General features: G+C 74.2%; 22 protein-coding genes. 9 read left to right on the forward strand and 13 right to left on the reverse strand.

Features of this window, described 5'->3' with window-relative positions; genetic code table 11:
* The first annotated feature begins 48 nt into the window (after positions 1-48).
* Complete coding sequence (locus AD017_RS18010) at positions 49-705, forward strand: response regulator transcription factor (protein WP_029239298.1); 657 nt, start codon at positions 49-51, stop codon at positions 703-705.
* Here the strand turns inward: AD017_RS18010 and AD017_RS18015 are convergent.
* Positions 692-991, reverse strand: coding sequence for a hypothetical protein (locus tag AD017_RS18015; protein ID WP_010226367.1), 300 nt, complete (start codon positions 989-991; stop codon positions 692-694). The two genes, AD017_RS18010 and AD017_RS18015, sit on opposite strands and share 14 nt — an antisense overlap.
* Before the next feature lie 165 nt (positions 992-1,156).
* Here AD017_RS18015 and AD017_RS18020 point away from each other — a divergent pair, with 165 nt between their 5' ends.
* Entirely contained in the window at positions 1,157-2,431 is a 1,275-nt protein-coding gene (locus AD017_RS18020; RefSeq protein ID WP_010226366.1) for an ATP-binding protein, read from the forward strand.
* On the opposite strand, the gene AD017_RS18025 is transcribed toward AD017_RS18020, so the two are convergent.
* From AD017_RS18025 to AD017_RS18040, 4 genes are all read right to left on the reverse strand, one after another.
* Entirely contained in the window at positions 2,428-3,102 is a 675-nt protein-coding gene (locus AD017_RS18025) for a response regulator transcription factor (RefSeq protein ID WP_010226365.1), read from the reverse strand. The two genes, AD017_RS18020 and AD017_RS18025, sit on opposite strands and share 4 nt — an antisense overlap.
* A complete protein-coding gene (locus tag AD017_RS18030) occupies positions 3,099-4,391 on the reverse strand; it encodes a sensor histidine kinase (protein WP_060574900.1) in 1,293 nt (430 codons plus the stop codon). The genes AD017_RS18025 and AD017_RS18030 overlap by 4 nt, the downstream gene beginning before the upstream one ends.
* 40 nt (positions 4,392-4,431) lie before the next feature.
* The gene (locus AD017_RS18035) at positions 4,432-6,402 is read right to left on the reverse strand and encodes a serine hydrolase (protein ID WP_060574901.1); all 1,971 of its coding nucleotides are present in this window, start codon (positions 6,400-6,402) and stop codon (positions 4,432-4,434) included.
* Between the two features lie 84 nt (positions 6,403-6,486).
* Positions 6,487-6,996: a GtrA family protein gene (locus AD017_RS18040; RefSeq protein ID WP_010225131.1), complete on the reverse strand. Its 510-nt coding sequence runs from the start codon at positions 6,994-6,996 to the stop codon at positions 6,487-6,489.
* A 64-nt stretch (positions 6,997-7,060) separates the two neighbouring features.
* On the opposite strand from AD017_RS18040, the gene AD017_RS18045 reads away from it, so the two are divergent.
* Together AD017_RS18045 and purE are read left to right on the forward strand one after the other, a co-directional pair.
* Positions 7,061-8,269 (forward strand): 5-(carboxyamino)imidazole ribonucleotide synthase, encoded by a 1,209-nt coding sequence (locus AD017_RS18045; RefSeq protein WP_060574902.1) that lies wholly within the window; start codon positions 7,061-7,063, stop codon positions 8,267-8,269.
* Positions 8,269-8,790, forward strand: a complete 522-nt coding sequence (gene purE, locus AD017_RS18050) for a 5-(carboxyamino)imidazole ribonucleotide mutase (protein WP_060574903.1) — start codon at positions 8,269-8,271, stop codon at positions 8,788-8,790. The genes AD017_RS18045 and purE overlap by 1 nt, the downstream gene beginning before the upstream one ends.
* A gap of 288 nt (positions 8,791-9,078) precedes the next feature.
* Here the strand turns inward: purE and AD017_RS37250 are convergent, their stop codons facing one another.
* Positions 9,079-9,771: a TetR family transcriptional regulator gene (locus tag AD017_RS37250; RefSeq protein WP_010225124.1), complete on the reverse strand. Its 693-nt coding sequence runs from the start codon at positions 9,769-9,771 to the stop codon at positions 9,079-9,081.
* Positions 9,772-9,822: 51 nt separating this feature from the next.
* Here AD017_RS37250 and AD017_RS18060 point away from each other — a divergent pair, with 51 nt between their 5' ends.
* Together AD017_RS18060 and AD017_RS18065 are read left to right on the forward strand one after the other, a co-directional pair.
* Positions 9,823-10,986 (forward strand): acyl-CoA dehydrogenase, encoded by a 1,164-nt coding sequence (locus AD017_RS18060; RefSeq protein ID WP_060574904.1) that lies wholly within the window; start codon positions 9,823-9,825, stop codon positions 10,984-10,986.
* A 123-nt stretch (positions 10,987-11,109) separates the two neighbouring features.
* Positions 11,110-12,162: an alpha/beta fold hydrolase gene (locus AD017_RS18065; protein ID WP_060574905.1), complete on the forward strand. Its 1,053-nt coding sequence runs from the start codon at positions 11,110-11,112 to the stop codon at positions 12,160-12,162.
* Here the strand turns inward: AD017_RS18065 and AD017_RS18070 are convergent.
* The gene (locus tag AD017_RS18070) at positions 12,140-12,703 is read right to left on the reverse strand and encodes an XRE family transcriptional regulator (RefSeq protein ID WP_060574906.1); all 564 of its coding nucleotides are present in this window, start codon (positions 12,701-12,703) and stop codon (positions 12,140-12,142) included. The genes AD017_RS18065 and AD017_RS18070 overlap by 23 nt on opposite strands.
* Positions 12,704-12,759: 56 nt before the next feature.
* Here AD017_RS18070 and AD017_RS18075 point away from each other — a divergent pair, with 56 nt between their 5' ends.
* Positions 12,760-13,947 (forward strand): benzoate/H(+) symporter BenE family transporter, encoded by a 1,188-nt coding sequence (locus tag AD017_RS18075; RefSeq protein WP_082398789.1) that lies wholly within the window; start codon positions 12,760-12,762, stop codon positions 13,945-13,947.
* On the opposite strand, the gene AD017_RS18080 is transcribed toward AD017_RS18075, so the two are convergent.
* Both AD017_RS18080 and AD017_RS18085 read right to left on the reverse strand, forming a co-directional pair.
* Positions 13,928-15,793 carry a S9 family peptidase gene (locus AD017_RS18080; RefSeq protein ID WP_060574908.1) on the reverse strand — a complete coding sequence of 622 codons (1,866 nt, stop codon included), beginning with the start codon at positions 15,791-15,793 and terminating at the stop codon, positions 13,928-13,930. The genes AD017_RS18075 and AD017_RS18080 overlap by 20 nt on opposite strands.
* A 29-nt stretch (positions 15,794-15,822) precedes the next feature.
* Complete coding sequence (locus AD017_RS18085; protein WP_010225117.1) at positions 15,823-16,443, reverse strand: DUF3159 domain-containing protein; 621 nt, start codon at positions 16,441-16,443, stop codon at positions 15,823-15,825.
* 216 nt (positions 16,444-16,659) lie between these two features.
* Here AD017_RS18085 and AD017_RS18090 point away from each other — a divergent pair, with 216 nt between their 5' ends.
* Positions 16,660-17,316, forward strand: a complete 657-nt coding sequence (locus tag AD017_RS18090) for a GPP34 family phosphoprotein (RefSeq protein WP_060574909.1) — start codon at positions 16,660-16,662, stop codon at positions 17,314-17,316.
* A 4-nt stretch (positions 17,317-17,320) separates the two neighbouring features.
* Here the strand turns inward: AD017_RS18090 and AD017_RS18095 are convergent, their stop codons facing one another.
* A complete protein-coding gene (locus AD017_RS18095) occupies positions 17,321-17,593 on the reverse strand; it encodes an MSMEG_0570 family nitrogen starvation response protein (protein WP_227012855.1) in 273 nt (90 codons plus the stop codon).
* Between the two features lie 186 nt (positions 17,594-17,779).
* Here AD017_RS18095 and AD017_RS18100 point away from each other — a divergent pair, with 186 nt between their 5' ends.
* The gene (locus tag AD017_RS18100; RefSeq protein ID WP_082539073.1) at positions 17,780-19,045 is read left to right on the forward strand and encodes an HNH endonuclease signature motif containing protein; all 1,266 of its coding nucleotides are present in this window, start codon (positions 17,780-17,782) and stop codon (positions 19,043-19,045) included.
* Positions 19,046-19,065: 20 nt separating this feature from the next.
* Here AD017_RS18100 and ilvA read toward each other — a convergent pair whose 3' ends face one another.
* The 3 genes from ilvA to AD017_RS18115 all read right to left on the reverse strand — a co-directional run bounded on the left by ilvA (position 19,066) and on the right by AD017_RS18115 (position 22,748).
* Positions 19,066-20,301, reverse strand: a complete 1,236-nt coding sequence (ilvA, locus tag AD017_RS18105; protein WP_060574910.1) for a threonine ammonia-lyase IlvA — start codon at positions 20,299-20,301, stop codon at positions 19,066-19,068.
* Between the two features lie 89 nt (positions 20,302-20,390).
* Positions 20,391-21,137 (reverse strand): TIGR03089 family protein, encoded by a 747-nt coding sequence (locus AD017_RS18110; RefSeq protein WP_010225107.1) that lies wholly within the window; start codon positions 21,135-21,137, stop codon positions 20,391-20,393.
* A gap of 24 nt (positions 21,138-21,161) precedes the next feature.
* Positions 21,162-22,748 (reverse strand): LCP family protein, encoded by a 1,587-nt coding sequence (locus tag AD017_RS18115; protein WP_060574911.1) that lies wholly within the window; start codon positions 22,746-22,748, stop codon positions 21,162-21,164.
* Between the last annotated feature and the right edge of the window lie 314 nt (positions 22,749-23,062).

The raw sequence follows: 23,062 nt of genomic DNA on the forward strand, positions 1-23,062 counted from the left end.
GTTCGCACCGACACGGTTCCGGGCACCCGGAGTCCTATGCTGAGCGAGATGACCACCGTGGTTCTGGCCGAGGACGACGCGGCGATCGCCGAGCCGTTGTCCCGCGCCCTGCAGCGCGAGGGCTACGACGTCGAGGTCGTCGCCGACGGAGTCGCGGCCCTGGAACGGGTCACCGGTGATCCGGTGGACCTGCTCGTCCTCGACCTGGGCCTGCCCGGGATGGACGGCCTCGAGGTGTGCCGCCGGGTCCGGGCGACCCAGGCGGACCTGCCGGTCCTGATGCTCACCGCGCGCACCGACGAGGTGGACTTCGTGGTGGGGCTCGACGCCGGGGCCGACGACTACGTCTCCAAGCCGTTCCGGCTCGCCGAGCTGCTGGCCCGGGTCCGGGCACTGCTGCGCCGGCGCACCCAGGACGTCGTCGAGGTCGGGGGTCTCCGGATGGAGCTCTCCGGCCGGCGGGTCCTGCTCGACGGCGAGGAGGTGACCCTCGCCAACAAGGAGTTCGAGCTGCTGCGGGTGCTGATGCTGCACTCGGGGCAGGTCGTGACCCGCGAGGAGATCCTGCACTCGGTGTGGGGCGACGCGGACATGAAGTCGTCGAAGACCCTGGACATGCACATGTCCTGGCTGCGCCGCAAGATCGGCGGCGAGAAGCGGATCGCCACCGTGCGCGGCGTGGGGTTCCGCTTCAACCACGACTGAACGGCCGGCCGTGCCAGTGCGGGGTCAGGTGGCGCGGGGTCAGGTAGAGCGCCCACGTGCTGGGGTCGGACGGGCCGCCCCCGTCGGCGACGCAGATCCATCCGGACCATTTCAGCGGATTCCGGTGCGCCATCGACTCGCCGCGGATGTGGCAGCTCGACTGTGTCGAGTAGTTCCGGATGTACTCGCCCGGGCCATCCGGGTCCACGGCTCCCGGCAGCACGGCGCCCGCGGTCGCGGCGAGGGCGACCACGACGTGACCGAGGAACGGGCGGCGTGCTCCCACACGTCCTCCCCAGTACCGGACACCCGAGGACCGAGGTCGAGGGCGGGAGAAGGTATCGCCATCGGCAGAATTGCGTCAATCATCGGAACCGGGGTAATTGTCGTCCTGATCCCCGGCTGATCGATTCCCGGTGCGTCGGATGCCTATCCACTAGATTCACGGATCGTGCGCCGCCGGATCCTCGTCTCCACGCTGCTCACCGTCGCGGTGACGGCCCTGTTCCTCGGTGGGCCGCTGGCGCTGGCCACCTGGCAGCTGGTGGAGGACTTCACCCGTGCCGAGCTCACCCAGCGCCTCGAGTCGCTCACCAAGACCCTCGAGGACGTCGACAGCGACAGCCCGCCGGTCAACGTCGTCCAGGCCGCGATCCCGCCGAACAGCAGGCTCACCATCGTCACGCCGGACGGGCCCCCGCTCGTCTTCGGCGCGGACGTCGTCGTCGACCCGGTCGAGGAGCAGCTGCCGTTCGGTCCCGGCGGGACGGTCACGCTGGCCCAGCCGACCGCCGTCATGCGGTCGCAGCAGACCCAGGTGGTCGGCGTCGTCGTGCTGCTGGTCGGGTTCTCGGTCACGGTGGGCACCGGCGTCGCGATCTACACCGCGCGGCGGCTGTCCGACCCGTTGCGCGACCTCGCGGCCCGCGCCGCCCGCCTCGGCGCCGGGGACTTCCGGCGGGCCCCGGCGCGCTACGACATCGCCGAGCTGGACCGCGTGTCCGAGGTGCTCGACTCGTCGGCGACGGCGCTGTCCCAGCTGCTGCAACGCGAGCGGTCGCTGGTCGGCGACGTCTCGCACCAGCTCCGCAGCCGGATCACCGCGTTGCAGCTGCGGCTCGACGAGCTGTCCACCCACCCCGACCCGGACGCCCGTCGCGAGGCACTGGCCGCGCTGGAGCAGACCGAGCGGCTGACCGGCGTCCTCGACGACCTGCTCCAGTCGGCCCGTGCCGCCCGCGCGGTCGGCGCGGAGCCGGTGGACCTGTCCGAGGCGATCGAGGCCGCCGCCGGGGAGTGGCGGGAGCCCCTCACGGCGGCCGGGCGTTCGCTGCGGCTGCGGGTGCCCGAGGGGATGCTCGCCCGGGTCACCGCCGCCCGGCTGCGGGAGGCCGTCGGCGCGCTCGTCGACAACGCCCTGCAGCACGGCGACGGCACCGTGACGATCACCGCGCGGACCGGTGACAACTCCCTGCAGGTGGAGGTCTCCGACACCGGGCCCGGGGTGCCGGAGGAGCTCGTGCCCCACGTGTTCGACCGCGGCGTGTCCGCGCAGTCGTCCACCGGTCTGGGGCTCGCGCTGGCCCGGACCCTGATCGAGGCCGACGGCGGGCGGCTGGAGCTGTACCGGGCCCGGCCGCCGGTGTTCCGGATCTACCTGCCTGCCGCACGCACCGACGACGTCGCCGCCACCGCCTCGCCCGCCGACCGCACCGGGCCGCGTTAGGCGCCGGGCCGGCCGGGGACGTCCGCGATCCCGCTGCGGTAGGCCCACACGACGGTCTGCACCCGGTCCCGGGCACCGATCTTGGCCATGGCCCGCCCGAGGTGCGACTTCACGGTGCTGAGCTCGACGACCAGCTCGTCGGCGATCTCCGCGTTGGACATCCCGCGGGCGAGCAGCCGCACGATCTCGGACTCCCGCGGGGTGAGCGGGGTGACGGGGACCGGGGGCAGCTCGTCCGGGGCGGGCCTGCGGCGTGCGAACTCGGTGATCACCCGCCGGGTGACGGCGTGGTCGACCAGGCCGTACCCGGCGGCCAGCCTGCGGACGGCGTGCACCAGGTCGTCCGGGCCGGTGTCCTTGAGCACGAACCCGCCGGCCCCCGCCTCCAGCGCACCGAACACGTACTCGTCCAGGTCGAAGGTCGTCACGACGAGCACCGCCGGCGCCGGAGCCGGCCCGGAGACGATCTCCCGGGTCGCGGCCAGTCCGTTGCCGCCGGGCATCCGGACGTCCATGCAGACGACGTCCGGGGCGAGCTCGCGGGCCAGGCGGACCGCGCCCGGGCCGTCGGCCGCCTCGCCGACGACCTCGACGTCCCCCGCCAGCTCCAGGAACACCCGGAACCCGGCCCGGACGACCGACTGGTCGTCGGCCAGCACCACCCTGATCACGCCGTGTCCTCCGTCGTCGTGTCCGGCTCGTCCTGCTCGACGGGGACCGCGAGCCGGACCCGCCACCCGCCCTCCGTCGTCGGACCGGCCTCGAACGTGGCCCCCACCAGCTGCGCCCGCTCCCGCATGCCGACCAGCCCGTACCCGCGCGTGCCGTCCCGGGGCTCCCGGGCGGCCGCCGGGGACAGCGGCGGGTCGTTCTCGACCTCGACGAGCACCCGGCCGGGCGCCGTGGTGACGGCGACCCGGACCGCGGCCCCCGGCGCGTGCTCACGCGCGTTGGCCAGCGCCTCCTGCACGACCCGGTGGCAGGTGACGTCGGCGATCGGCGCCGGAGCCGGCTGCTCGCCGCGGCGCTCCAGGACGACCGGGGTCCCGAGCGCGCGTACCTGGTCCACCAGCCGGTCCAGTCCGGCCAGGCCGGGGACGGGCGCGTCCGTGCCGGGGTCCTCGACGACGCCCGGCTCCCGCAACGTCCCGACGACCGTGCGCAGGTCGCGCAGCGTGCGCCGGCCCTGCTGCCGCAGCTCGCCCGCGGTGCGCCGGGCCGTCGGCGGGTCGCGCTCGACGAGCTGCTCCACCACGCCGGCCTGCACGACCATCGCGGACAGGTGGTGGGCGGCGATGTCGTGGAGCTCGCGGGCCATCCGCGTCCGTTCCCGCCGGACGGCCGCGTCGGCCCGGGCCCGCTGCACGGCGACGGCCTCGCCCGCCCGCAGCTCGACCAGCTCCAGGTAGCGGCGCCGGGTCGCGACCCACGACCCGGCGAGCGCGCCGCCGGCGAGCACCGCGACCCCCGAGACGACCTCGGCCGGCGTCGATCCCGTCACCCCGCCGGCCCGGGCCGCCGCGAGGACGATCCCGCCGGTCTCGGCCATGGCCGCGAGCGCCACCAGCCGGCCGGTGCGACGGGCGGGGAGCGCGGTCCCGCAGGTGTAGGCCGCCACGGCCGTGGCGGGCCCGCGGACCGTCACCTCCAGCGGTGCGAGCAGCGACAGCGCGGCCTGTGCCACCGCCACCAGCATCAGACAGGAGCCCGGCGCGACCCGGCGCAGGCACAGCATCAGGGTCTGGACCACCACGAGGGCCTGGACGGTGGCGGGCACCGGGCCCACCAGGTCGGTGACCACCGGATCGGCCGAGGCCGCCGCCAGTAGCAGCACCATGACCGCGGCCAGCAGCACGGCGAGCGCGGCGTCCCGCCTGAACGGTCCGGTCAGCCCGGCCGCGGTGAGCGCGCGGTCGGCACGCACGGCGAGGCGGCCGGCGGGCGGTGCGGGGACGGTCATGGCGTGCGGTCTCCGTTCGGGCAGCACGATCGTAGAACGATCAGTAGCCGAGGTCGGGCGTGAGCAGCCCGAACGCGAGGGCCACCCAGGCCGTCCCGGCGAGCCCGAGCAGCACCAGGACCCGTCCGGCGGTCCGGGACCGGCCGATGCCGCCGCGGGCGCCGGTGACCACCGCGACCGCGGCGGCCACCGTCGCGCCGGTCGCCACCCACTGCAGCGCCTGCATCCCGTACAGCACCGGCACCGGGACGTCGACGAGGCCGGACACGGCGCCGACCACCGCCGCCCACCCGGCGACCGCGACGACGGCGCACCCCGCGCCGAGCCGGGTCAGGCCCGTGGCGACCCGGTCCGCGCGGCCCGGGGACACCGGCGCGACGACGCCGTACCGGCGGCGGGCCAGCGCGCCGGCGGGCCACGCCACCAGTGCCCCCAGCAGCAGCACGACCGAGGCGGCGAGCACCGGCAGCACGACCGCGGAGTCCCGCACGGGCGTGGTGCGCAACAGCGTGAACGCCGACTCCGCGCCGAGCGCCGTGACCCGGCCGTCCTCGGTGCGTGCCGACACGACCTGCTCCCCGCCTGCCTCCTGCCAGACCCACGGCCGGATCTCCCGGTAGACGACCGGCTCGGTCCGCGCGACGCCGGGGGACAGGACCAGCGTGCCGTCCGGCCCGGCCGACGCCCGCGTCTGGCCCATGAGGTTCAGGACGTCGAGGAACGTGCTGAACGGCGACCGCGCGCTCTCGTAGCGACCGGCGACGGCGGCGGCCCGCTCGGCCGCGCCCGGCCCGGGCTCCGCGGGCCCGGTGGTCTCCGCGGGCACGGTGGCGGGCGCGGGCACGTACCGGTCGGTGAACCCGTCGAGCAGCGCCGAGCGCAGCTGCAGGCTGTCCGCCGGGGCACGGCCGGTGCCGTTCAGCGTCACGAACACGCCGACCCGCTGCTCCGGGTGCAGCTGCAGGTGGGAGTGGAACGCCGTGGTGTCCCCGCCGTGCCCCAGGACGGTGCGCCCGTCGCGCCCCTCGTCGAACAGGCCCAGTGTCATCCGCGGGCCCTCGGCCAGCGGGCCCAGGGTGCCCGCGTCCAGGGCGGGGCGCTGCATGAGGGCCAGGGTCTGCGGGGCCAGCAGCGGGGTCCCGGTGCCGAGCAGGGAGGACGCGAACCGGGCCAGGTCGGTCGCGGGAGCGGTGAGCGCCCCGGCGGGCACGTCCCGGAAGCTCTCGAAGCCGATCGCGGGCGTGCCCGCGGCGGCGTACCCGTCGGCGACCCGGCCGGCGAGCCGGGGTGGGAGCGGCTGCGTGAACGTCGACGACGTCATGCCCGCGCGGTCCAGCACCGCGTGCTGGACGTACTGCGCGAACGGCTCCCCGGTCACCCGCTCGACGACGTGTCCGGCCAGCGAGTAGCCGTAGTTCGAGTACGCGGGCGTGGTGCCCGGGGCGAAGACCTGCTCCGGGGGGTCGGTGGCGACGGTGTCGCGCACCGGGCCCGGGTCGCCGTCGAACACGATCATCCCGCGCACCCGCTCCTCGAAGCCCGCGGTGTGGGTGAGCAGGTGCCGCATCGTGACCGGCGGCTCGAACCGCAGGGGCAGCGGGAAGTCCAGGTACCGCCGGACGTCGGCGTCGAGGTCGATCCGGCCCTGCTCGACCTGCTGCAGCACCGCGACCGCGGTCGCGACCTTCGAGACCGACCCGACCCGGAACAGCGTGGCGGCCGGGTCGACCGGGGCCCCGTCGTCGCCGGCGACGCCGTAGCCGCCGGCGGCGACCACCTCGCCGTCCCGGACGACGGTGACCGCCGCCCCGGCGATCCCCGTGCGGTCCAGGGCGGCCGGGACCATGCCGTCCAGCCATGCGCTGACGTCGGCGGGCGTGAGCGGTGCGGTCGCGGCGGGCGGCGGCCCGGGCGGGACCGCGGGTGCGGCCGCGGCGCACCCGGTCAGGACCGGGAGCGCGACGGCGCAGAGGGCGGCGGCCAGCAGCCGTGCCCGTCGGGAGATCGTCATGTGACGAGCCTGTCCGGCGGCGCGGCCGGGCACATCGGGCCTGCGACGGCACTCCGGTCTCCGACCTCCGGAGGAGGCGGGGTGCTACGCGGGTGGGGGCTGGCGCCGCACGAACTGGTCCGGCCAGACGAACCGGCGGAACGCCCACCAGCGGAACGCCATCCCGACCAGGGTGCCGACGATCTGGCCCGCGACGAAGTCGGAGAACTCCTGGGTGACCAGCGACACGACCGGGACCTGCAGCTCGAACACGTAGCGGGAGACCCACAGCGGCGCCGAGTAGACCGCGACGCCGACCCCGCTGATCAGGAAGAACAGGGCGGCCTCGTGGTGCCGGTCGCGCCCGCCCCGGGTGCGGAACGACCACTCCCGGTTCAGGACGTACGAGACGATCGTCGCCACCAGCACCGCGATCACCTTCGCCGTCACCGGCTTGGTGTCGAGCACGAAGGCCTTCAGCAGCAGGAACACCGCCGTGTCGATCACCCACGTGGTGCCGCCGACCATCAGGAACTTGATGAGTTCCCGGTGCTTGATGGCCTTGTCGCGGTACGGCTGGGGGATTCGCCGGAGCGTCGCGTCCACCACCGTCACTCCCGAGATCGTGCCAGATTAGGCTTCCCGTCTCGTGGAGAGGGTTGAGACGTCGAGGAGCCCGATGCCCGGCAACGTGCCCACGGTGGGCATGGTCGGTGGGGGCCAGCTCGCCCGGATGACCGCCCAGGCCGCCGTCGCGCTGGGCCAGACGTTGCGCGTCCTGGCGGCGTCGGGCACCGACCCGGCCGCCCGGGTGACGCCGGACGTCGTGATCGGCGACCCGGACGACGGCGCCGCGCTCCGCGAGCTCGCCACCGGCTGCTCCGCGGTCACCTTCGACCACGAGGGTGTCCCGCAGGAGGTGCTCGCGCCGCTCGCCGCCGCCGGGATCCCGCTGCGCCCGTCGCCGGAGGCGCTGGTGCACGCCCAGGACAAGCTGGTGATGCGCAGGCGGCTGTCGGGGATGGGCCTGCCGGTCCCGGCGTTCACCGCGGTCACCGCGCCGTCGGACGTGTCCGGGTTCGGCGACGAGCACGGCTGGCCGGTCGTGCTCAAGGCGGTCCGCGGCGGGTACGACGGCCGCGGGGTCTGGTTCCTGCGCTCCGGCGGACCGGAGACCGACGCGCTGGTCGCCGACCTGCTGGAGAGCGGCACCCCGCTGATGGCCGAGTCCGCGGTGCCGATGACCCGCGAGCTGGCCGCGAGCGTCGCCCGCTCGCCGTTCGGCCAGGCCGCCGCCTGGCCGGTGGTGGAGACCCTGCAGGTCGACGGGCAGTGCGCCCGGGTCACCGCGCCCGCGCCGGGCCTGGACCCCGACGCCGCCGCCCGGATCCAGGGGCTCGCACTGCGGATCGCCGAGGAGCTCGGCGTGACCGGGCTGATGACGGTCGAGCTGTTCGAGACCGGGGCCGGGGAGGTCGTCGTCAACGAGCTGGCGATGCGGCCGCACAACTCCGGGCACTGGACGATCGAGGGCTCGACGACGTCGCAGTTCGAGCAGCACCTGCGCGCGGTCCTCGACTACCCGCTCGGCTCGACGGCCCCGGTCGCGCCGGTCGCGGTGATGGCCAACGTGCTGGGCGCGCCGGAGGAGCCCGCGATGTCGATGGACGAGCGGCTGCACCACTGCTTCGCCCGCTTCCCGGACGCGAAGGTGCACCTCTACGCGAAGGGCGGGCGCCCGGCCCGCAAGATCGGTCACGTGACCGTGCTGGGCACCGACGAGACCGCGGTGCGCGGGCGTGCCGAGCTGGCCGCGACCTGGCTGGCCACCGCGACCTGGGCCGACGGCTGGTCGGTGCACGGCGACGACCCCCGAGAGGACTCCTGATGGCCGCTCCCCCCCCCGCGTCCCCGCGCGTCGGCGTCGTCATGGGCAGCGACTCCGACTGGCCCGTGATGAGTGCCGCCGGGGCCGCGCTGGACGAGTTCGGCGTGCCGTGGGAGGTCGGTGTCTACTCGGCGCACCGGACCCCGCAGCGGATGCTCGACTACGCCGCGTCGGCCGCCGACCGCGGCCTGCAGGCCATCGTCGCGGGGGCCGGCGGCGCCGCGCACCTGCCCGGCATGGTTGCCGCCGCGACGCCGCTGCCGGTGATCGGCGTCCCGGTGCCGCTGAAGTACCTCGACGGGCTCGACTCGCTGCTGTCGATCGTGCAGATGCCGGCCGGGGTGCCGGTCGCGACCGTCGCCGTCGGCAACGCCCGCAACGCCGGGCTGCTCGCGGTCCGGATCCTCGGGGCCGGGGACGAGTCGCTGCGCGCGGCGATGCTCGAGTACCAGGCCGACCTGGAGCGGAGCGTGCTCGACAAGGACGCCGCCCTGCGCGCCACCGCCCGCGGCGAGGAGTGAACGGAGAATTTCCCGTGGCGTCGTCGCCGATCACGTGCGTACGGTGTCGGTACACGGGAAAGGAGGTGGTCCAGCAGATGAGCTACAGCAGGACACGTGAGGTGGCCGTCAGCTAGCACCACGTTCTGCTCCGGCGGGGAGAACCCGTACGGAGAGACGGTCGTGGAAGCCGGTGTGGTGCCGGCGAGTTCCCGACGGTCACCCGTGATCCCCGGGCCCGAGCCTTGTCCGGTTCGGCTGCGCGCACCGCCCGGTGCGGCCCGGGGATCACGCACGTCCGGGCCCGGATCAGGGCTCGCGACCGCGCTCCAGCGCCCGTGCCGCCCGTTCCAGCCGGCGGGTCACGTCCTCCAGGTCCGGCTCGGCCGCGCGGTCCGTCTCCAGCGGCAGCATCGTCGCCACCTTGCGGAAGTGGTCCACGCAGTCCGGGAGGTCGGCCCCGCGGGCGCCGAGGGCCAGCCACCGGCGCAACGCCTGGTTGTGCGCCGCGACCAGCGCCGCCGCCGTCACCGCGGCCCGCAGCTCGCCGTCGGGACGGCCGGTCAGCCGCGCGGTGAGCTCCCGGGTGAACAGGCGGCGGTAGTGGTGCACCGAGGCCGCCTCCCGGTCGCGCAGCGCCTCCACCGACCCGACGAGGGCGAACCGCAGCCGGGCCACCCGGGAGTCGTCGGTGTAGAGGTCGAACACGGTCTCCGCGGCACGCAGTGCCAGCGACGGCAGCGGCTCGTCGGGGTGCGCGCCGTCGAACACCTCGGAGATCCGGGCGAGGCCGCGCTCGTGGTCGGGCGAGAGCGCGTCCTCCTTGCCGCGGAAGTACCGGAAGAACGTCCGGCGGCCGACCCCGGCCGCCGCAGCGATGTCGTCGACGGTCGTCTCGTCGTAGCCGCGCTCGGTGAACAGCTGCGCCGCGGCGGCGACCAGATCGCGCCGGACCTCGGCGCGCCCCTCGGCGGAACGCCCGCGACGCGTGCTGATCGTCATGGCACGGAGGGTAGCAAGGGACATTGCCCGGTGGCACGGAGTGCCGTTAGCATGAGCGTCGTGAACAGCGACTTCGACAGCTACCGGCTCAGCGACGAGCACCAGGCCCTGCGCGACGCGGTGCGGGACCTGGCGGACAAGGAGATCGCGCCGTACGCGGCCGAGGTCGACGAGGAGGGCCGGTACCCGTCCGAGGCCCGGGACGCGCTGGTCCGGGCCGGCTTCCACGCCGTGATCATCCCGGAGGAGTACGGCGGCCAGGGCGCCGACGAGCTGGCCGGCTGCATCGTGATCGAGGAGGTCGCGCGGGTCTGCGCGTCGTCGTCGCTCATCCCCGGCGTGAACGGCCTCGGGCTCACCCCGATCCTGCTGTCGGCGTCGGACGAGCTGAAGAAGCAGGTGCTGCCGTCGGTCGCCGCGGGCGAGGCGATGGTCAGCTACGCGCTGTCCGAGCGGGAGGCCGGCTCCGACGCCGCGTCGATGAAGACCCGCGCCCGCCGCGACGGCGACGACTGGATCCTCAACGGCACCAAGTGCTGGATCAGCAACGCCGGCGAGTCGACCTGGTACACCGTGATGGCGGTGACCGACCCCGAGAAGAAGGCGAACGGGATCTCCGCGTTCGTGGTCCACGCCGACGACCCGGGGTTCGTCGTCGGGTCGAAGGAGCGCAAGCTCGGCATCCACGGCTCGCCCACCCGCGAGATCCACTTCGAGGACTGCCGGATCCCCGGCGACCGGATCATCGGGGCCGAGGGCACCGGCTTCAAGACCGCGCTGCGCACCCTCGACCACACCCGTCCGACGATCGGGTCGCAGGCCGTCGGCATCGCCCAGGGCGCGCTCGACGTCGCGACCCGCTACCTCAAGGAGCGCAGGCAGTTCGGCCAGGCGCTCGCCGAGTTCCAGGGCCTGCAGTTCATGCTGGCCGACATGGCGATGAAGGTCGAGGCGGCCCGCCAGCTCTGCTACGTGGCCGCCTCCCGCGCCGAGCGGAACGAGCCGGACCTCGGCTTCGTCTCGTCGGCCGCGAAGTGCTTCGCCTCCGACACCGCGATGTCGGTGACGACCGACGCCGTCCAGCTGCTCGGCGGGGCGGGCTACACCCGTGACTTCCCGGTCGAGCGGATGATGCGCGACGCGAAGATCACCCAGATCTACGAGGGCACCAACCAGATCCAGCGCATGGTCATGGCACGCAGCCTGCTGAAGTGAGCTCCCCGGCGACACCGGGACTCATCACTATGACGCTTGAGGCGCGACCCGCCGCACCGGTCTGATGGCACACCGGTGTGAGCGGGGGACCGCGGTGCGGCCCTCCCCGTGGAGGAGGGTCGGATGGCGACGGAGTACTACACCGAGGAGCTGCACGGCCCCCACGAGTACTTCGACCTGGGGCACTTCGCGCTGGAGCGGGGCGTCACGCTGCCCGGGGCCCGGCTCGCCTACAAGACCCTCGGCACGCTGAACGAGGCCCGCGACAACGTGGTGCTCTTCCCGCACATGTGGTCGGGCACGTCGAAGTCGATGGAGATGTTCGTCGGGGAGGACCGGCCGCTCGACCCGAACCGGTACTTCATCGTGTTCCCCGGCCAGTTCTGCAACGGGTTCTCCTCCTCCCCGAGCAACACCCCGGCCCCGTTCGGCGCGGGCGCCTTCCCGCGCGTGACCATCGGCGACGACGTCCGGGCCCAGCACCGGATGCTCACCGAGCGGTTCGGCGTCGAGCGGCTGGAGCTCGTGCTCGGCTGGTCGATGGGCGCCGAGCAGACCTACGAGTGGGCGGTGTGCCACCCGGAGATGGTCCGGCGGGCGCTGCCGTTCGCCGGCACCGCCCGGACCACCCCGCACGACGCCCTGTGGGTCCGCGCGCACGAGAACGCCTGGAAGTCCGATCCCGCCTGGGACGGCGGGTTCTACGCCGACCCGGCCGACGTGCACGCGGGCATGCGGCGGCACGCCGAGCTGTGGTCGGTGATGGGGCTGTGCCCGGAGTTCTACTCCGCCGAGGCCTGGCGGGGTCTCGGCTTCAGCTCGGTGGAGGACTTCGTGCAGGGGTTCTGGGAGGCGTACTTCGCCCCCATGGACCCCAACAACCTGATCTGGATGGGCTGGAAGTGGCGCCACGGTGACGTGTCCCGACACACCGGCGGCGACCTCGCGGCGGCGCTCGGGCGGATCACCGCCCGGACGATGGTCGTCCCGTTCTCCCGGGACATGTTCTTCCCGCCCGGGGACTGCGAGGCCGAGCAGCGGTTGATCCCGGACAGCCAGTTCCGGATCGTGGACAGCCTGTGGGCGCACTTCGCGATGTTCTGCTTCGGCGCCCGGGAGCGTGAACAGATCGACGCCTGCATCCGCGACCTGCTCAAGGAGCCGGCGCGGACCTGAGGGTTCCACCCGGGTGCGGCCCGGTGCGGATGACGAGGACGGCCTCCGCGGGGTGCTCGCCGAGCGCGGTGTAGGTGTGCTCGACGTCGCTGGTCCACGCCGTCCCGGTCCCGGTCGGCAGGTCGGCCTCCTCCCCGGAACGGCCCGCGCGGGCGGTCCCGCGGGTGACCAGCAGGTGCTCGACGACGTGCGGGCCGTGCGCGGCCGAGACGTGCACGGTGCCCGGTCGCAGCGTCAGCAGGTAGACCTCGACGGTGCCCTCGTCGTCGGTGCGGGTCTCCAGCAGCCGGGTGCCGATCCCGGGCGCGCCCACCTCGGCGCCGACCGTCTCGGCGAGCAGGTGCGACACCGGCAGCCCGAGCGTGTTCGCCAGTGCGTAGAGGGTCGACAGGGTCGGGTTGCGGGAGCCGTTCTCGAGCTCGGACAGCGAGCCCTTGCCGATCCCGGCCCGCGCGGCGAGTGCCCCGACCGACAGGCCGTGCGCGGTGCGGGCGGAGCGCAGCCGTTCCCCGACCGCGGCCCGCAGTGCTGCGTCCTCCACACCGGGGAGCCTAGCGACCGTTCTGTATACGGAACGTCTCGCGTAGGGTTCTGTTCGTGGAACGCTCGTGGATCCGGCCCGTGCCGGTCGGGATCGTCACCGCCGTCGTCGGCTTCACCAGCTCCTTCGCGGTGGTCCTCGCCGGGCTGCGCGGCGCGGGCGCGGACCCGGGGCAGGCCGCGTCCGGGCTGGTCGCGCTCACCCTGCTGCAGGGCGTGGGCACCGTCTGGCTCAGCCGCCGGTTCCGCCGCCCGCTGACCGTGGCCTGGTCGACGCCCGGTGCGGCGCTGCTCGCCTCGGCCGGGCCGGTCGCCGGGGGCTGGCCCGCCGTCGTCGGGGCGTTCCTCGTGACCGGCGTGCTGATCGTGCTGACCGGATTGTGGGGCCGGCTCGGACGGCTGGTCGCCGCGATCCCCGCCCCGCTCGCGCAGGCGATGCTGGCGGGGGTGCTGCTGCCGCTGTGCCTGGCGCCGGTGCGGTCGCTGGTGGAGCGGCCCCTCCTGGTGGCGCCGATCGTCGTCGTGTGGGTGGTGCTGCAGCGGTACGCGCCGCGCTGGGCCTCGCCGGCCGCGTTCTCGCTCGCGCTGGTGATCGTGGTGGCGACGGCGGACGGGACCGCCTGGCTGCAGCTCCCGGCCCTGGCGGTCACGGCCCCGTCCTTCGAGGTGGCGGCCGTCGTCGGTGTCGCGCTGCCGCTGTACGTGGTGACGATGGCGTCGCAGAACGTCCCGGGCGTCGCGGTGATGTCCGCCGCGGGCTACGAGGTGCCGTGGCGGTACGCGATGGTGCTGACCGGCGCCGGGACCGTCGCCGGGGCGCCGGCCGGCGGACACGCCGTCAACCTCGCGGCGATCACCGCCGCGCTGCCCGCCTCGCCGGAGGCCCACTCCGATCCCGCCCGGCGCTGGATCGCCGCGCAGGCCACGGGCTGGACGTCGCTGCTGCTCGCACCGGTCGCGACGACCCTCGCGGCGCTGGTCACCGCCGCCCCGCCCGGGGTGATCGAGGCGGTGGCGGGGCTGGCGCTGCTCGGGACGTTCGCCGCCGCGCTCGCCTCGGCGCTGACCACGACCCGGACGGACCCGGTGGCCCGGGTGCCGCCGATCGCGACGTTCCTGGTCGCGGCGTCGGGCACGGTCGTCGCCGGGATCGGGGCGGCGTTCTGGGGGCTGGTCGCCGGGCTGGTGCTGCACGCCGTGCTGCGCCCCCGGGAACCCGCCACCGCTACGGGTGACGGCCGTTAGCCAGGTGCTCGGCGAGGAACCGGTCCGCCGTCTCGAACATCGTCAGCAGGTTCCCGGGGTCGACGATGAAGTGGCCCTCGTCGTCGAACACCAGGTACTCGACGTCGACCCCGCGCCCGCGGAGCGCGGCGACCATCGTGTCCGACTCGGCCCGCACGACGCGGACGTCGTTCGCGCCCTGCACGACCATCAGCGGGGTGCGGATGTCGTCGGCCCGGGTGATCGGCGAGCGGGCCAGCATGTCCGCCTCCTGCTCCGGGTCCGCGGGGTCGCCGACGTAGCGGTACCAGTTGTTGACCAGGCCGGGCTTCGCGAACTCGGGAACGGTGCGCATGAAGTTCGCCAGGTTCGAGATGCCGACGTAGGAGACGGCCGCGGCGAACCGGTCCGGGGTGAAGGAGACGCCGACGAGCGTGGCGTAGCCGCCGTAGGACCCGCCGAACATCGCGATCCGGCCGGGATCGGCGTACCCCTGAGCCACCGCCCAGTCGACGGCGTCGATCAGGTCGTCGTGCATCGCGCCGGCGAGCTCGCCGACACCGGCCTCCATGTGTGCGCGCCCGAAGCCCGCGGAGCCGCGGAACTGCGGCTGCAGCACCGCGTAGCCGCGGTTGGCCCACAGCTGGACGCTCGCGTCGAAGCCCCACCGGTCCCGGGCCCACGGCCCGCCGTGCGGCATCAGGACCAGCGGCAGCCCGGCCGGTGCGACGCCGACGGGCAGGGTCAGGTACGACGGCAGCTCCCGCCCGTCCCGGGCGGTGACCGTCACCGGGGTCATGGGGGCCAGCGTGTCCGGGTCGAGGTCCCCGCGGGTGTGGAACAGCAGCCGTCGCTCGCCGGTGGCGTGGTCGTAGAACCAGGTCTGCGGGTCGCGGTCGTGCAGGAACGTGGCGACCCAGCGGGTGCCGCCGACGTCGCCGGAGACGGCGGAGAGGTCGCCGTCGCAGAGGTCCTCCAGCGCGGCGAGCACGTCGGCGAACCGCGGGTCGAGCGCGCGGGTGTGCTGGCGCACGCCGAGGTAGCGCACGCCGAGCAGCTCCCCGGTGCCCCGGTCCCGGATCAGTGGCGACGGCAGGTTCGGGAAGACCTGGGAGCGGGTGTCGACGTCGCACGACGGGTGCCGGTCGACCTCGGTCTCCTCACCGGTGCGCAGGTCGAGCCGCGCGAGGTGCAGGTGGTCGGTGCCCCGGTAGGAGCCGAACCAGAGGCCGGTGCCGTCCGGCGTGGGCTCGTTCGGGAAGACGCCCACCGGGTAGGCGTCACCGTCGAACGTCGCGATCCGCTCGTCGTCCCGCCAGAGCTCCGCCGTGCCGTCCGCGGTCAGGGTCTCGCGCAGCAGCGTGTCGCCGGCGAGCAGCCACCCGGAGCCGGGGCCGGGGCTCTCGGCGAGCACCGTCAGCTCGCCGGAGGCGATGTCGAGCTCGCACAGGTCGAACTCGGTGGGGACGCGGGCGTTGAGCTGCAGGACCGCCTGCCCGGGGCGGCCGGGCCGCAGCTCCAGGCCCACCGCCGTCGCCCCGGGGTACGGGGTGAGGTCGACGGCGGGGGCGTCGGCGTCGTCGAGGTCGACCCGGTGGACGTGCCAGTTCTCGTCGCCACCGTCGTCCTGCAGGTAGAGCAGCCAGCGCGGGTCGTCGCTCCAGTGGTAGCGCTGGACGGTGCGGGTCTCGTCGGCGGTGACGCAACGCGGTTCGGTGCCGCCGTCGACGTCGGACACCCAGACGTTCAGCCGGCCCTTCCAGGGGGCGAGGTAGGCGATGCGGGTGCCGTCCGGGGAGATCGTGGCCGCGGTGCGCTCCGGCGGGCGCAGCATGTCCGCGACGGCGATCCGGTCGGGCAGGGCCATGGCGGGCTCCTTCGTCGGTGGTGCGGGACTCAGTGCAGGAGTGCCTTGCTGCTGCGGCGGAACGCCCACACCACGACGAGCGCCGCGAGGATGGTCAGCGGGGTGCCCATGACGACCCGGGCGATGCCCAGCCCACCGGTCTCCTCGGCGACGTAGAGCCACTGCTGGATCGCGAAGCGCGACCCGAACACGAGCACGGCGGCGGCGGTCGCGAGGTCGTGGGCGCGCAGCACGGTGCGGTTCTCCCGCCAGGCGTGCTTCCCGCCGTGCACGGCGTTCCAGATGACACCGGTCAGCGGGCGGCGGGCCAGCAGCGACCCGAGCGTGACGACGAATCCGGCCAGCGAGGCCCAGATGCCGATCACGAAGAAGTCCCGTGCGTTGCCGGTCCAGGCGACGAGCCCCGCTGCGACGGCGACGCCGAGCAGGCTCCCGATCGCGGACGCGAACTTCTCGCCGCGGACCATCCGGAACGCGAACAGGCCCAGTCCCACCGCGACCGAGATCCCGATCGTCAGCGGCAGGGACAGGAACGCGTTGGCCGTCACGAAGACGACCACGGGGATCGTCGAGTAGACGAAGCCGGCGGGGCCACCCATCTGGTCGAGCAGGGTCGGCTTGCTGCGGTCGGTGTGCTCGTCCGTGGTCACGATTACTCCTCGGTCGGGGTGTGGTGACAAGGAAAGGCCCTGCCGTTACGGCACACTCAAGCCGGAGCCGGTGTACGTGACCCACGTCACCGGCGAGCCGGGAACTGCCGGGTGTCGGCGTGTCCCGGGTCACCGTCCGACGTCTGGACCGTGCCGCAACGGCCGGGTGTCTGCTGTGTCGCGACCGCCCGAGTCCGCGACCCGGAGGAGCCCGGCATGTCCTCGACGCTTCCGCTGCCCCACGAGCTGTACCTGCTCAGCCACGTGCCCGCGAAGTCCAGGCTGGACGACGACAGCGCGCTGGTGCGGGGATCACTGCTGCGTGCCGCCGCCGTCGCCGACCTGCGCATCGCCGGCCTGCTCCGCGACCGTGACGGGAAGGCGGAGCGCGCCCCGGGGCCGGCGCCGGGCGGGCTCGACCCGTTCCTCGCCGAGGTGCTCGACTCCGTCCGGCCGGACCGTCCGCGCCGTTGGTTCGGCGTCGTGGACCACCACTGGCACACGGCCGAGCGCGCCGTCCGGGAATCGCTCGTCGCCACCGGGACGATCACGGCGGAGCGCCGCCGCGTCCTGCTCGTCGTCCCCGCGCGCCGGATCGAGGTGCCCGACCGCGGGCCGGTGCAGGAGCTGCGGGACCGCGTGCGGGACGCGGTGCTGGGCGGGGAAGACCCCGGCGCCGTCCCGATCGGGGACGCCGTCCTGGCGGTGCTCGCCGACGAGGGAAACGTCCGGACCGTCTTCCGGCGCCGGGAGCTGCGGGCGCACAAGCCCGCCGTCCGGGCGCTGAACGAGCGGGTCGACCGGGAGCTCCCGGGGCTGCGCACGGCGATGTCCTGGTCGGTCGCCGCACGTCGGACGGCGGCGACCAGCTGACCCGCTACCGGCGGAAGGTCTCCACCCGCACCTCGTCGGTCGGGGCGAACCGCCGTGCGGCCGCGGAGATGAGGGCCATCGTGCGGGCGGACTGTGCGCAGCCGAAGCCGTACTTCGCCCGGACCCGCGAGTCGGCGATCTCCATGCAGGTCCGGCTGCGGGAGACGAAGTCCGCCACCGGGTACGCCGTGCCGGTCGCGAGGTGTTCCTCGACGACCAGTGACGGCGAGTAGTAGCTGACCTCGGTGCCGTCCGGCCAGCGGACGTCGAACATCATCTCGGGCACGGAGCCGACGCTAGATCGCGCCCGTTACCCGGGTGTTGCGCCTGCGCGACGTCGGGTCGTTCGGTGTCCGGCCGTCGCTGTGGTGGTGCCGGGGCGCGGCCTCCCGTGCTGGTCAGGGGTTTGCTATCGCGAACGATTACTAGCGGATCGAACATATGGTCGAGTACCTTCGACTGCATGACCGCGGTCCAGGAACCCCCACGCACCAGCCTCCCGGTCGGGGATCCGGGGTTCCCTCAGGTCGATCTGGCGCTGGTGCAGCTGGCGGTGGAGCAGGCCGCGCACGACGACCTGTCCGGTGTGTCCGAGGCGGAGTTGATCGATCAGATCCAGCAGCTCGAATCCGTGCAGCACTCCCTGGCCGCGCTCCAGGCGACCCGGGTGCGGGCGTTCGCCCGGCTCCATGTGGAGAACGGCATCGCGGCCGGGCGGACGGATCCGGATCGGTTGCAGCGCGGAGTGGTGGCCCAGGTCGGGTTGGCCTGCCGGGTCTCGCCGACCGAGGCGCGCCGACGGGTGAGTACGGCCCGTGACCTGCACGACGGTCTCGATCATGTCCGTGGGCTGTTCGGGGCCGGTGAGTTGAGCGCGGCGAAGGTGGCGGTGGTGGTGGCCGCGTGTTCGGGTCTGGACCGTGCTGAACGTGCCGCGGTGGATGTTCGTCTGGCTGCGCACGATCTGACCAGGCTCGGTCTGGGCCGGTTGCGGTATCTCGCACGCCGGTTCGCCGCCGAGGTCGCACCGGAGAAGTTCCTCGCCCGCGTGGAGTCCGCACGGGCGGAACGGCGCGTGACCCTGCGTCCGGCGCCGGATGCGATGACCTTCCTGACCGCGTATCTCCCGGTCGAACAGGGCGTGGCCTGCCTCGCCGCTCTGAACAAGGCGTTCACCGAGGTGTCGGTGGACCCGGCACCGTCGACCCGGACTCGTGGTCAGGTCATGGCCGACGCCCTGGTCGAGCGCCTCACCGGACAGGCGATGGCGACCGATGTGGGTGTCGAGGTCCAGGTCGTGGTGCCGATCGAGGCGCTGCTCGACCCGGACTCGCCGCTCCCGGCGGAGATCCCCGGCCACGGCCCGGTCCCGGTCGAACTCCTCGCCACGGGCGAGGGGAGGAAGACCCTGCGCCGCCTGGTCACCTCCGACGGTGTCGTGATCGGTGGTGACTCGCGGCAGCGCACCTTCACCGGGCTGCTGGCGCGCCTGGTGCGGGCGCGGGCGGGGAACCGGTGCACCGAGCCGTACTGCGATGCCCCGGTGCGCCATATCGACCATGTCCACCGTGATGCCGAGGGCGGGGCGACCGAGCTCGACAACGGGCGCGGGGTGTGCGAGTTCCACAACCACGTCCGGGAGCAGGCCGGGTGGCGCGTCGCCCGCGGCCCCGACGGTGGCGTGCGGACCACGACCCCGACCGGGCACACCTACCGGGCGCCCGGATGAGCCGCCCCGCTACCGCGAGGTCAGAGGAGGAATCCGAACAGCGGGCTGTCCGGTGGGATCGGCTCGATGTGCGGCGGGGCCTCGTCCATCCGCTTGAGGAGCGCGGTGAGGTCCTCGGGCGCCCCGAGCTCGATGCCCACCAGTGCCGGCCCGGTCTCCCGGTTGGAGCGCTTGGTGTACTCGAACAGGGTGATGTCGTCGTCCGGGCCGAGGACGTCGTCGAGGAACCGTCGCAGGGCACCGGGCTCCTGCGGGAAGTCGACGAGGAAGTAGTGCTTGCGACCCTCGAAGACCAGCGCCCGCTCGACGATGTCGGCGTACCGGCTGACGTCGTTGTTCCCGCCGGAGAGCAGACAGACCGTGGTCGCGTTCCGCGGGATGTCGAGCATGTCCAGCGCGGCCGGGGAGAGCGCCCCGGCGGGCTCGGCGATGATGCCGTCGGACTGGTAGAGCGCCAGCATCTCGACACAGATGCGGCCCTCGGGCACGGCCAGCAGCTCGACGTCCGAGTCGCGGACCACCTCGAAGGTCGCCGCGCCGACCTTGCGCACCGCGGCGCCGTCGACGAACGGGTCCAGCGCGTCCAGCTCCACCGGCTCGCCCGCGCCGACCGCGGCGGCCATGCTCGCCGCGCCCGCCGGCTCGACGCCGACGATCCGCGTCGACGGCGCGTGCTCGCGCAGGTAGGTGATCGCCCCGGCGAGCAGGCCCCCGCCGCCGACGGGCACGACCAGCACGTCCGGCGGGTCGGCCAGCTGGGCCAGGACCTCGCGGGCGATCGTGCCCTGGCCCGCGACGGTGCGCGGGTCGTCGAACGCGGGGACCTGGGTCGCACCCGTGGAGGCGGCGTCGGCGCGGGCCGCGGCGGCGGCCTCGTCGTAGGTGTTGCCGACCACCCGGATCTCGACGGCGTCGCGGCCGAGCCGGGCGACCCGGTCGCGCTTCTGCCGCGGCGTGGTGCCCGGCAGGTACACCCGCCCGCGGACGCCGAGCCGCTGGCAGGCGAACGCGACGCCCTGGGCGTGGTTCCCCGCGCTGGCGCACACGACGCCCGCGGCACGGTCGGCCTCGGGCAACTGGGCGATCAGGTTGTACGCGCCGCGGATCTTGTAGGAGCGGACCGGCTGCAGGTCCTCGCGCTTGACCCAGACCTCGCCGCCGAGCGCGTCGGACAGCCTCGGGTTGAGCTGCAGCGGGGTCGGGCCGATCACGGCGTGCAGTCGGGCCGCCGCGTCGTCGACGTCCCGGGCGCTCACCCGGGTACCGGGCGCGGGGGAGGGTGTGGCGTTCACGGTCGACCAGCGTCTCACGACGCCCGATCGGCCCTCACACCAGGGACGACGCGTCAGCCCAGCCGCGCCGTGCAGCGCTCGGTCTCCGCGCGGCGGTCGAGCACCCCGGCGTCGTCGGACGGGTTCACGACCTGCACCAGCGACCCCCCGCCGGCCAGGACGGCGAGCAGCCCGTCGCGGAGGCCGTCCGGCGAGTCCCAGGCCGCGGTCGACAGCACCCGGGCGCCCCCGCCGATCCCCAGCTCGCCGGCGCGGGCGCGGGCGGCGTCGAGGACCTCGGTGCCCGTCGCGCCGTCCCAGGCGGGGGCCGAACCGTCGACCGGGTCCCACGGCACGAAGTCGTCGCCGTGCACACGGACCTCGGAGGCGAAGTCGATCGTGCCGGACGGGAGGTCGGTCAGGCCGCGGCCGAACGCGTCGAGGGAGAACGCGACGACGGTCCCGGCACCGGCCGCGAGCGCGACGTCGAGGCGGGCCGCGTCGGCGAGCACCAGGTCCGCCGACGTCGGGTCCCCGACCAGCTCCGCGCCGCACGACCACAGCGCGAGCAGCGACGCCGCCGTCTGCCAGTGCGCAGGCAGCAGCACCGCGACCCGGGTCCCGGGCTCGGCGTCGCACTCGTCGCGCAGCAGGTTGGCCGCCTTCGCCGTCCAGTTCGCGGTGGTCGTGCCCGACAGCTCCATCCGCTCACCGGTGGCGTCGTCGTAGTGGGTGAACAGCGGTCGCGCCGCGGTGGCCCCGAGCGCGGGGCCGAGCAGGGCGTCGGTGAGGAACAGGCCGGAGCCGAACACGGTGGTCATCGTGGCCCGACGCTACCCGGGCGCTCAGTCGATGCAGGGCACCCCGCCCGCGGTGATCGGCGGTGTCGACGGCGCCCCGGACGACGCGGGAGCGCCGCCCCCGCCGGCCGCGGAGCCGCCGCCGCCCTGCTGGTCGAAGTCGGTGCCGATCAGCACCTGCACCCGGCCCTGGCCGACGGCGTCGGACTGCTCGACACCGATCCCGCCGAGCGCCTCGGCGACCCGGCGGGCCGCGGCGTCGCCGTCGGCCTGGCTGTAGCGGACGACCGAGGTGGTCCGGTCCGGCGCGTTCCCGACGGCGCCGGGGGTGATGCCGTTCTGCCCGAGGGTCCCGGCCACCTGCGCGGCGAGACCGGTCGTGCCGGACCCGTTGCCGACGTCGGCGACCACGGGGGTGGGCGGCGGCGCCGCGCCCGTGTCGCTCTCCTCCGCGGCGGGTGCGGGGTCCTCGGGCGGTTCGGTGTGCCGGGCGACGAAGTCCTGCACCTGCCGCGGGTCGACGCTGAGGACGTCGCCGGAGGAGGAGTCCTCCGGGCCGCCGGTGGGGATCGTCAGGAAGTCCATCTTCCCGGCGGCGATCTGGGACGCCTCCCGGGCGAACGCGAGGATGTCCCACCCGCTGTCGATGACCACGGCCTGCTGCACGACGTCGATCAGCGCGCCGAGCTTCGCCGGGTCGGTGAGCGTGCCCGACGACAGCACCTTGTTCGCGACCGAGGCCAGGAACACCTGCTGCCGGTTGATCCGGGACAGGTCGCCCCCGGCGAGCCCGTGCCGCTGCCGGACGAACGCCAGCGCGTCGCCGCCGGAGATCGTCTGCGGGCCTGCCGGGAAGTCGGCGCCGGAGAAGGTGTCGGAGACCGGGGCCTTGAGGCAGACCTCGACGCCGCCGATCGCCTGGGTGAGGTTGTAGAAGCCGAGCAGGTTGACCTCGGCGTAGTGGTCGATGCCCAGCCCGGTCAGGTTCTGCACCGTCTCGATCAGCGCCTGCCGCCCGGCCTGGGACGACTCCTGGTCGATCCGCTTCGGGTCGGTCACGCCCTCGCCGGACAGCCGGGACGCGGTCTGGGCCTTGATCTGCGGGTACGCGGCGTTGACCTTGTTGCGGCCGATCCCGGGGATCTGCACCTCGGAGTCGCGCGGGATCGAGAACGCGGTCGCGCTGCCGCCGTCGTCCGGGACGTGGACGAGGATGATCGTGTCCGAGTTCAGGACGCCCGACTCGGCGCCGCTGCGCAGCTCGGCCAGGATCTCGTCGGGCAGCGGGTTGCCCTGGGCGTCGGTCCGGCTGTCCACACCGACCAGCAGGATGTTCTGCTCGCCGCCGGACGAGCCGCCGAAGAGCAGGTTGCTGGTGGTGATGCCACCGGTCACGTCGCGGTACAGGGCCCAGACCCCGCCCGTGGCGAGCACGGTGAGCACGGACAGCGTCGCGACGGTCACCTGGAACCGGCGCAGCCAGCGCCGGCCCGCGGACGAGCGCCGGTCCGGCCCGGTGGATCGGGCCGGGTACGGCGGGTGGTTCCCGGGAGCCGGGGGGCGCGAGGCCCGGCGGGCGGCGGCCCGTGCGGCCGACGACGGGCGGGTACGGGACTCCCACGGCTCGCCCACGCGCGCCTCCCCTCGGGTCGTCCGGGCCCCGGGGGGCCGTCGTCGATGGTGGTGTTCCTCTCGGAGCCGGAGGCCGTCTCGTCACGGCCGGGAGCCCCCGCAGGTCCGGATGATCAGGACCCCGCAGGACCCAGGGTGCAGCATCGGACGGGCCGCCGCGGTCCCTCGGGGAGTGCGTGTCGGCACGGTCGCCCGGTCGCTGTACCCCGCACCACCTTGAGGGTGACGCTGCGTCCAGCACCGTCGTCCCTGCTCGGAGGCCCGGACACGTTAGGGATGAGGTGTCGCAGTACGGTGGCCGGACACGGCGTGTG

The organism is Pseudonocardia sp. EC080619-01 (assembly GCF_001420995.1).
GTDB lineage: Bacteria > Actinomycetota > Actinomycetes > Mycobacteriales > Pseudonocardiaceae > Pseudonocardia.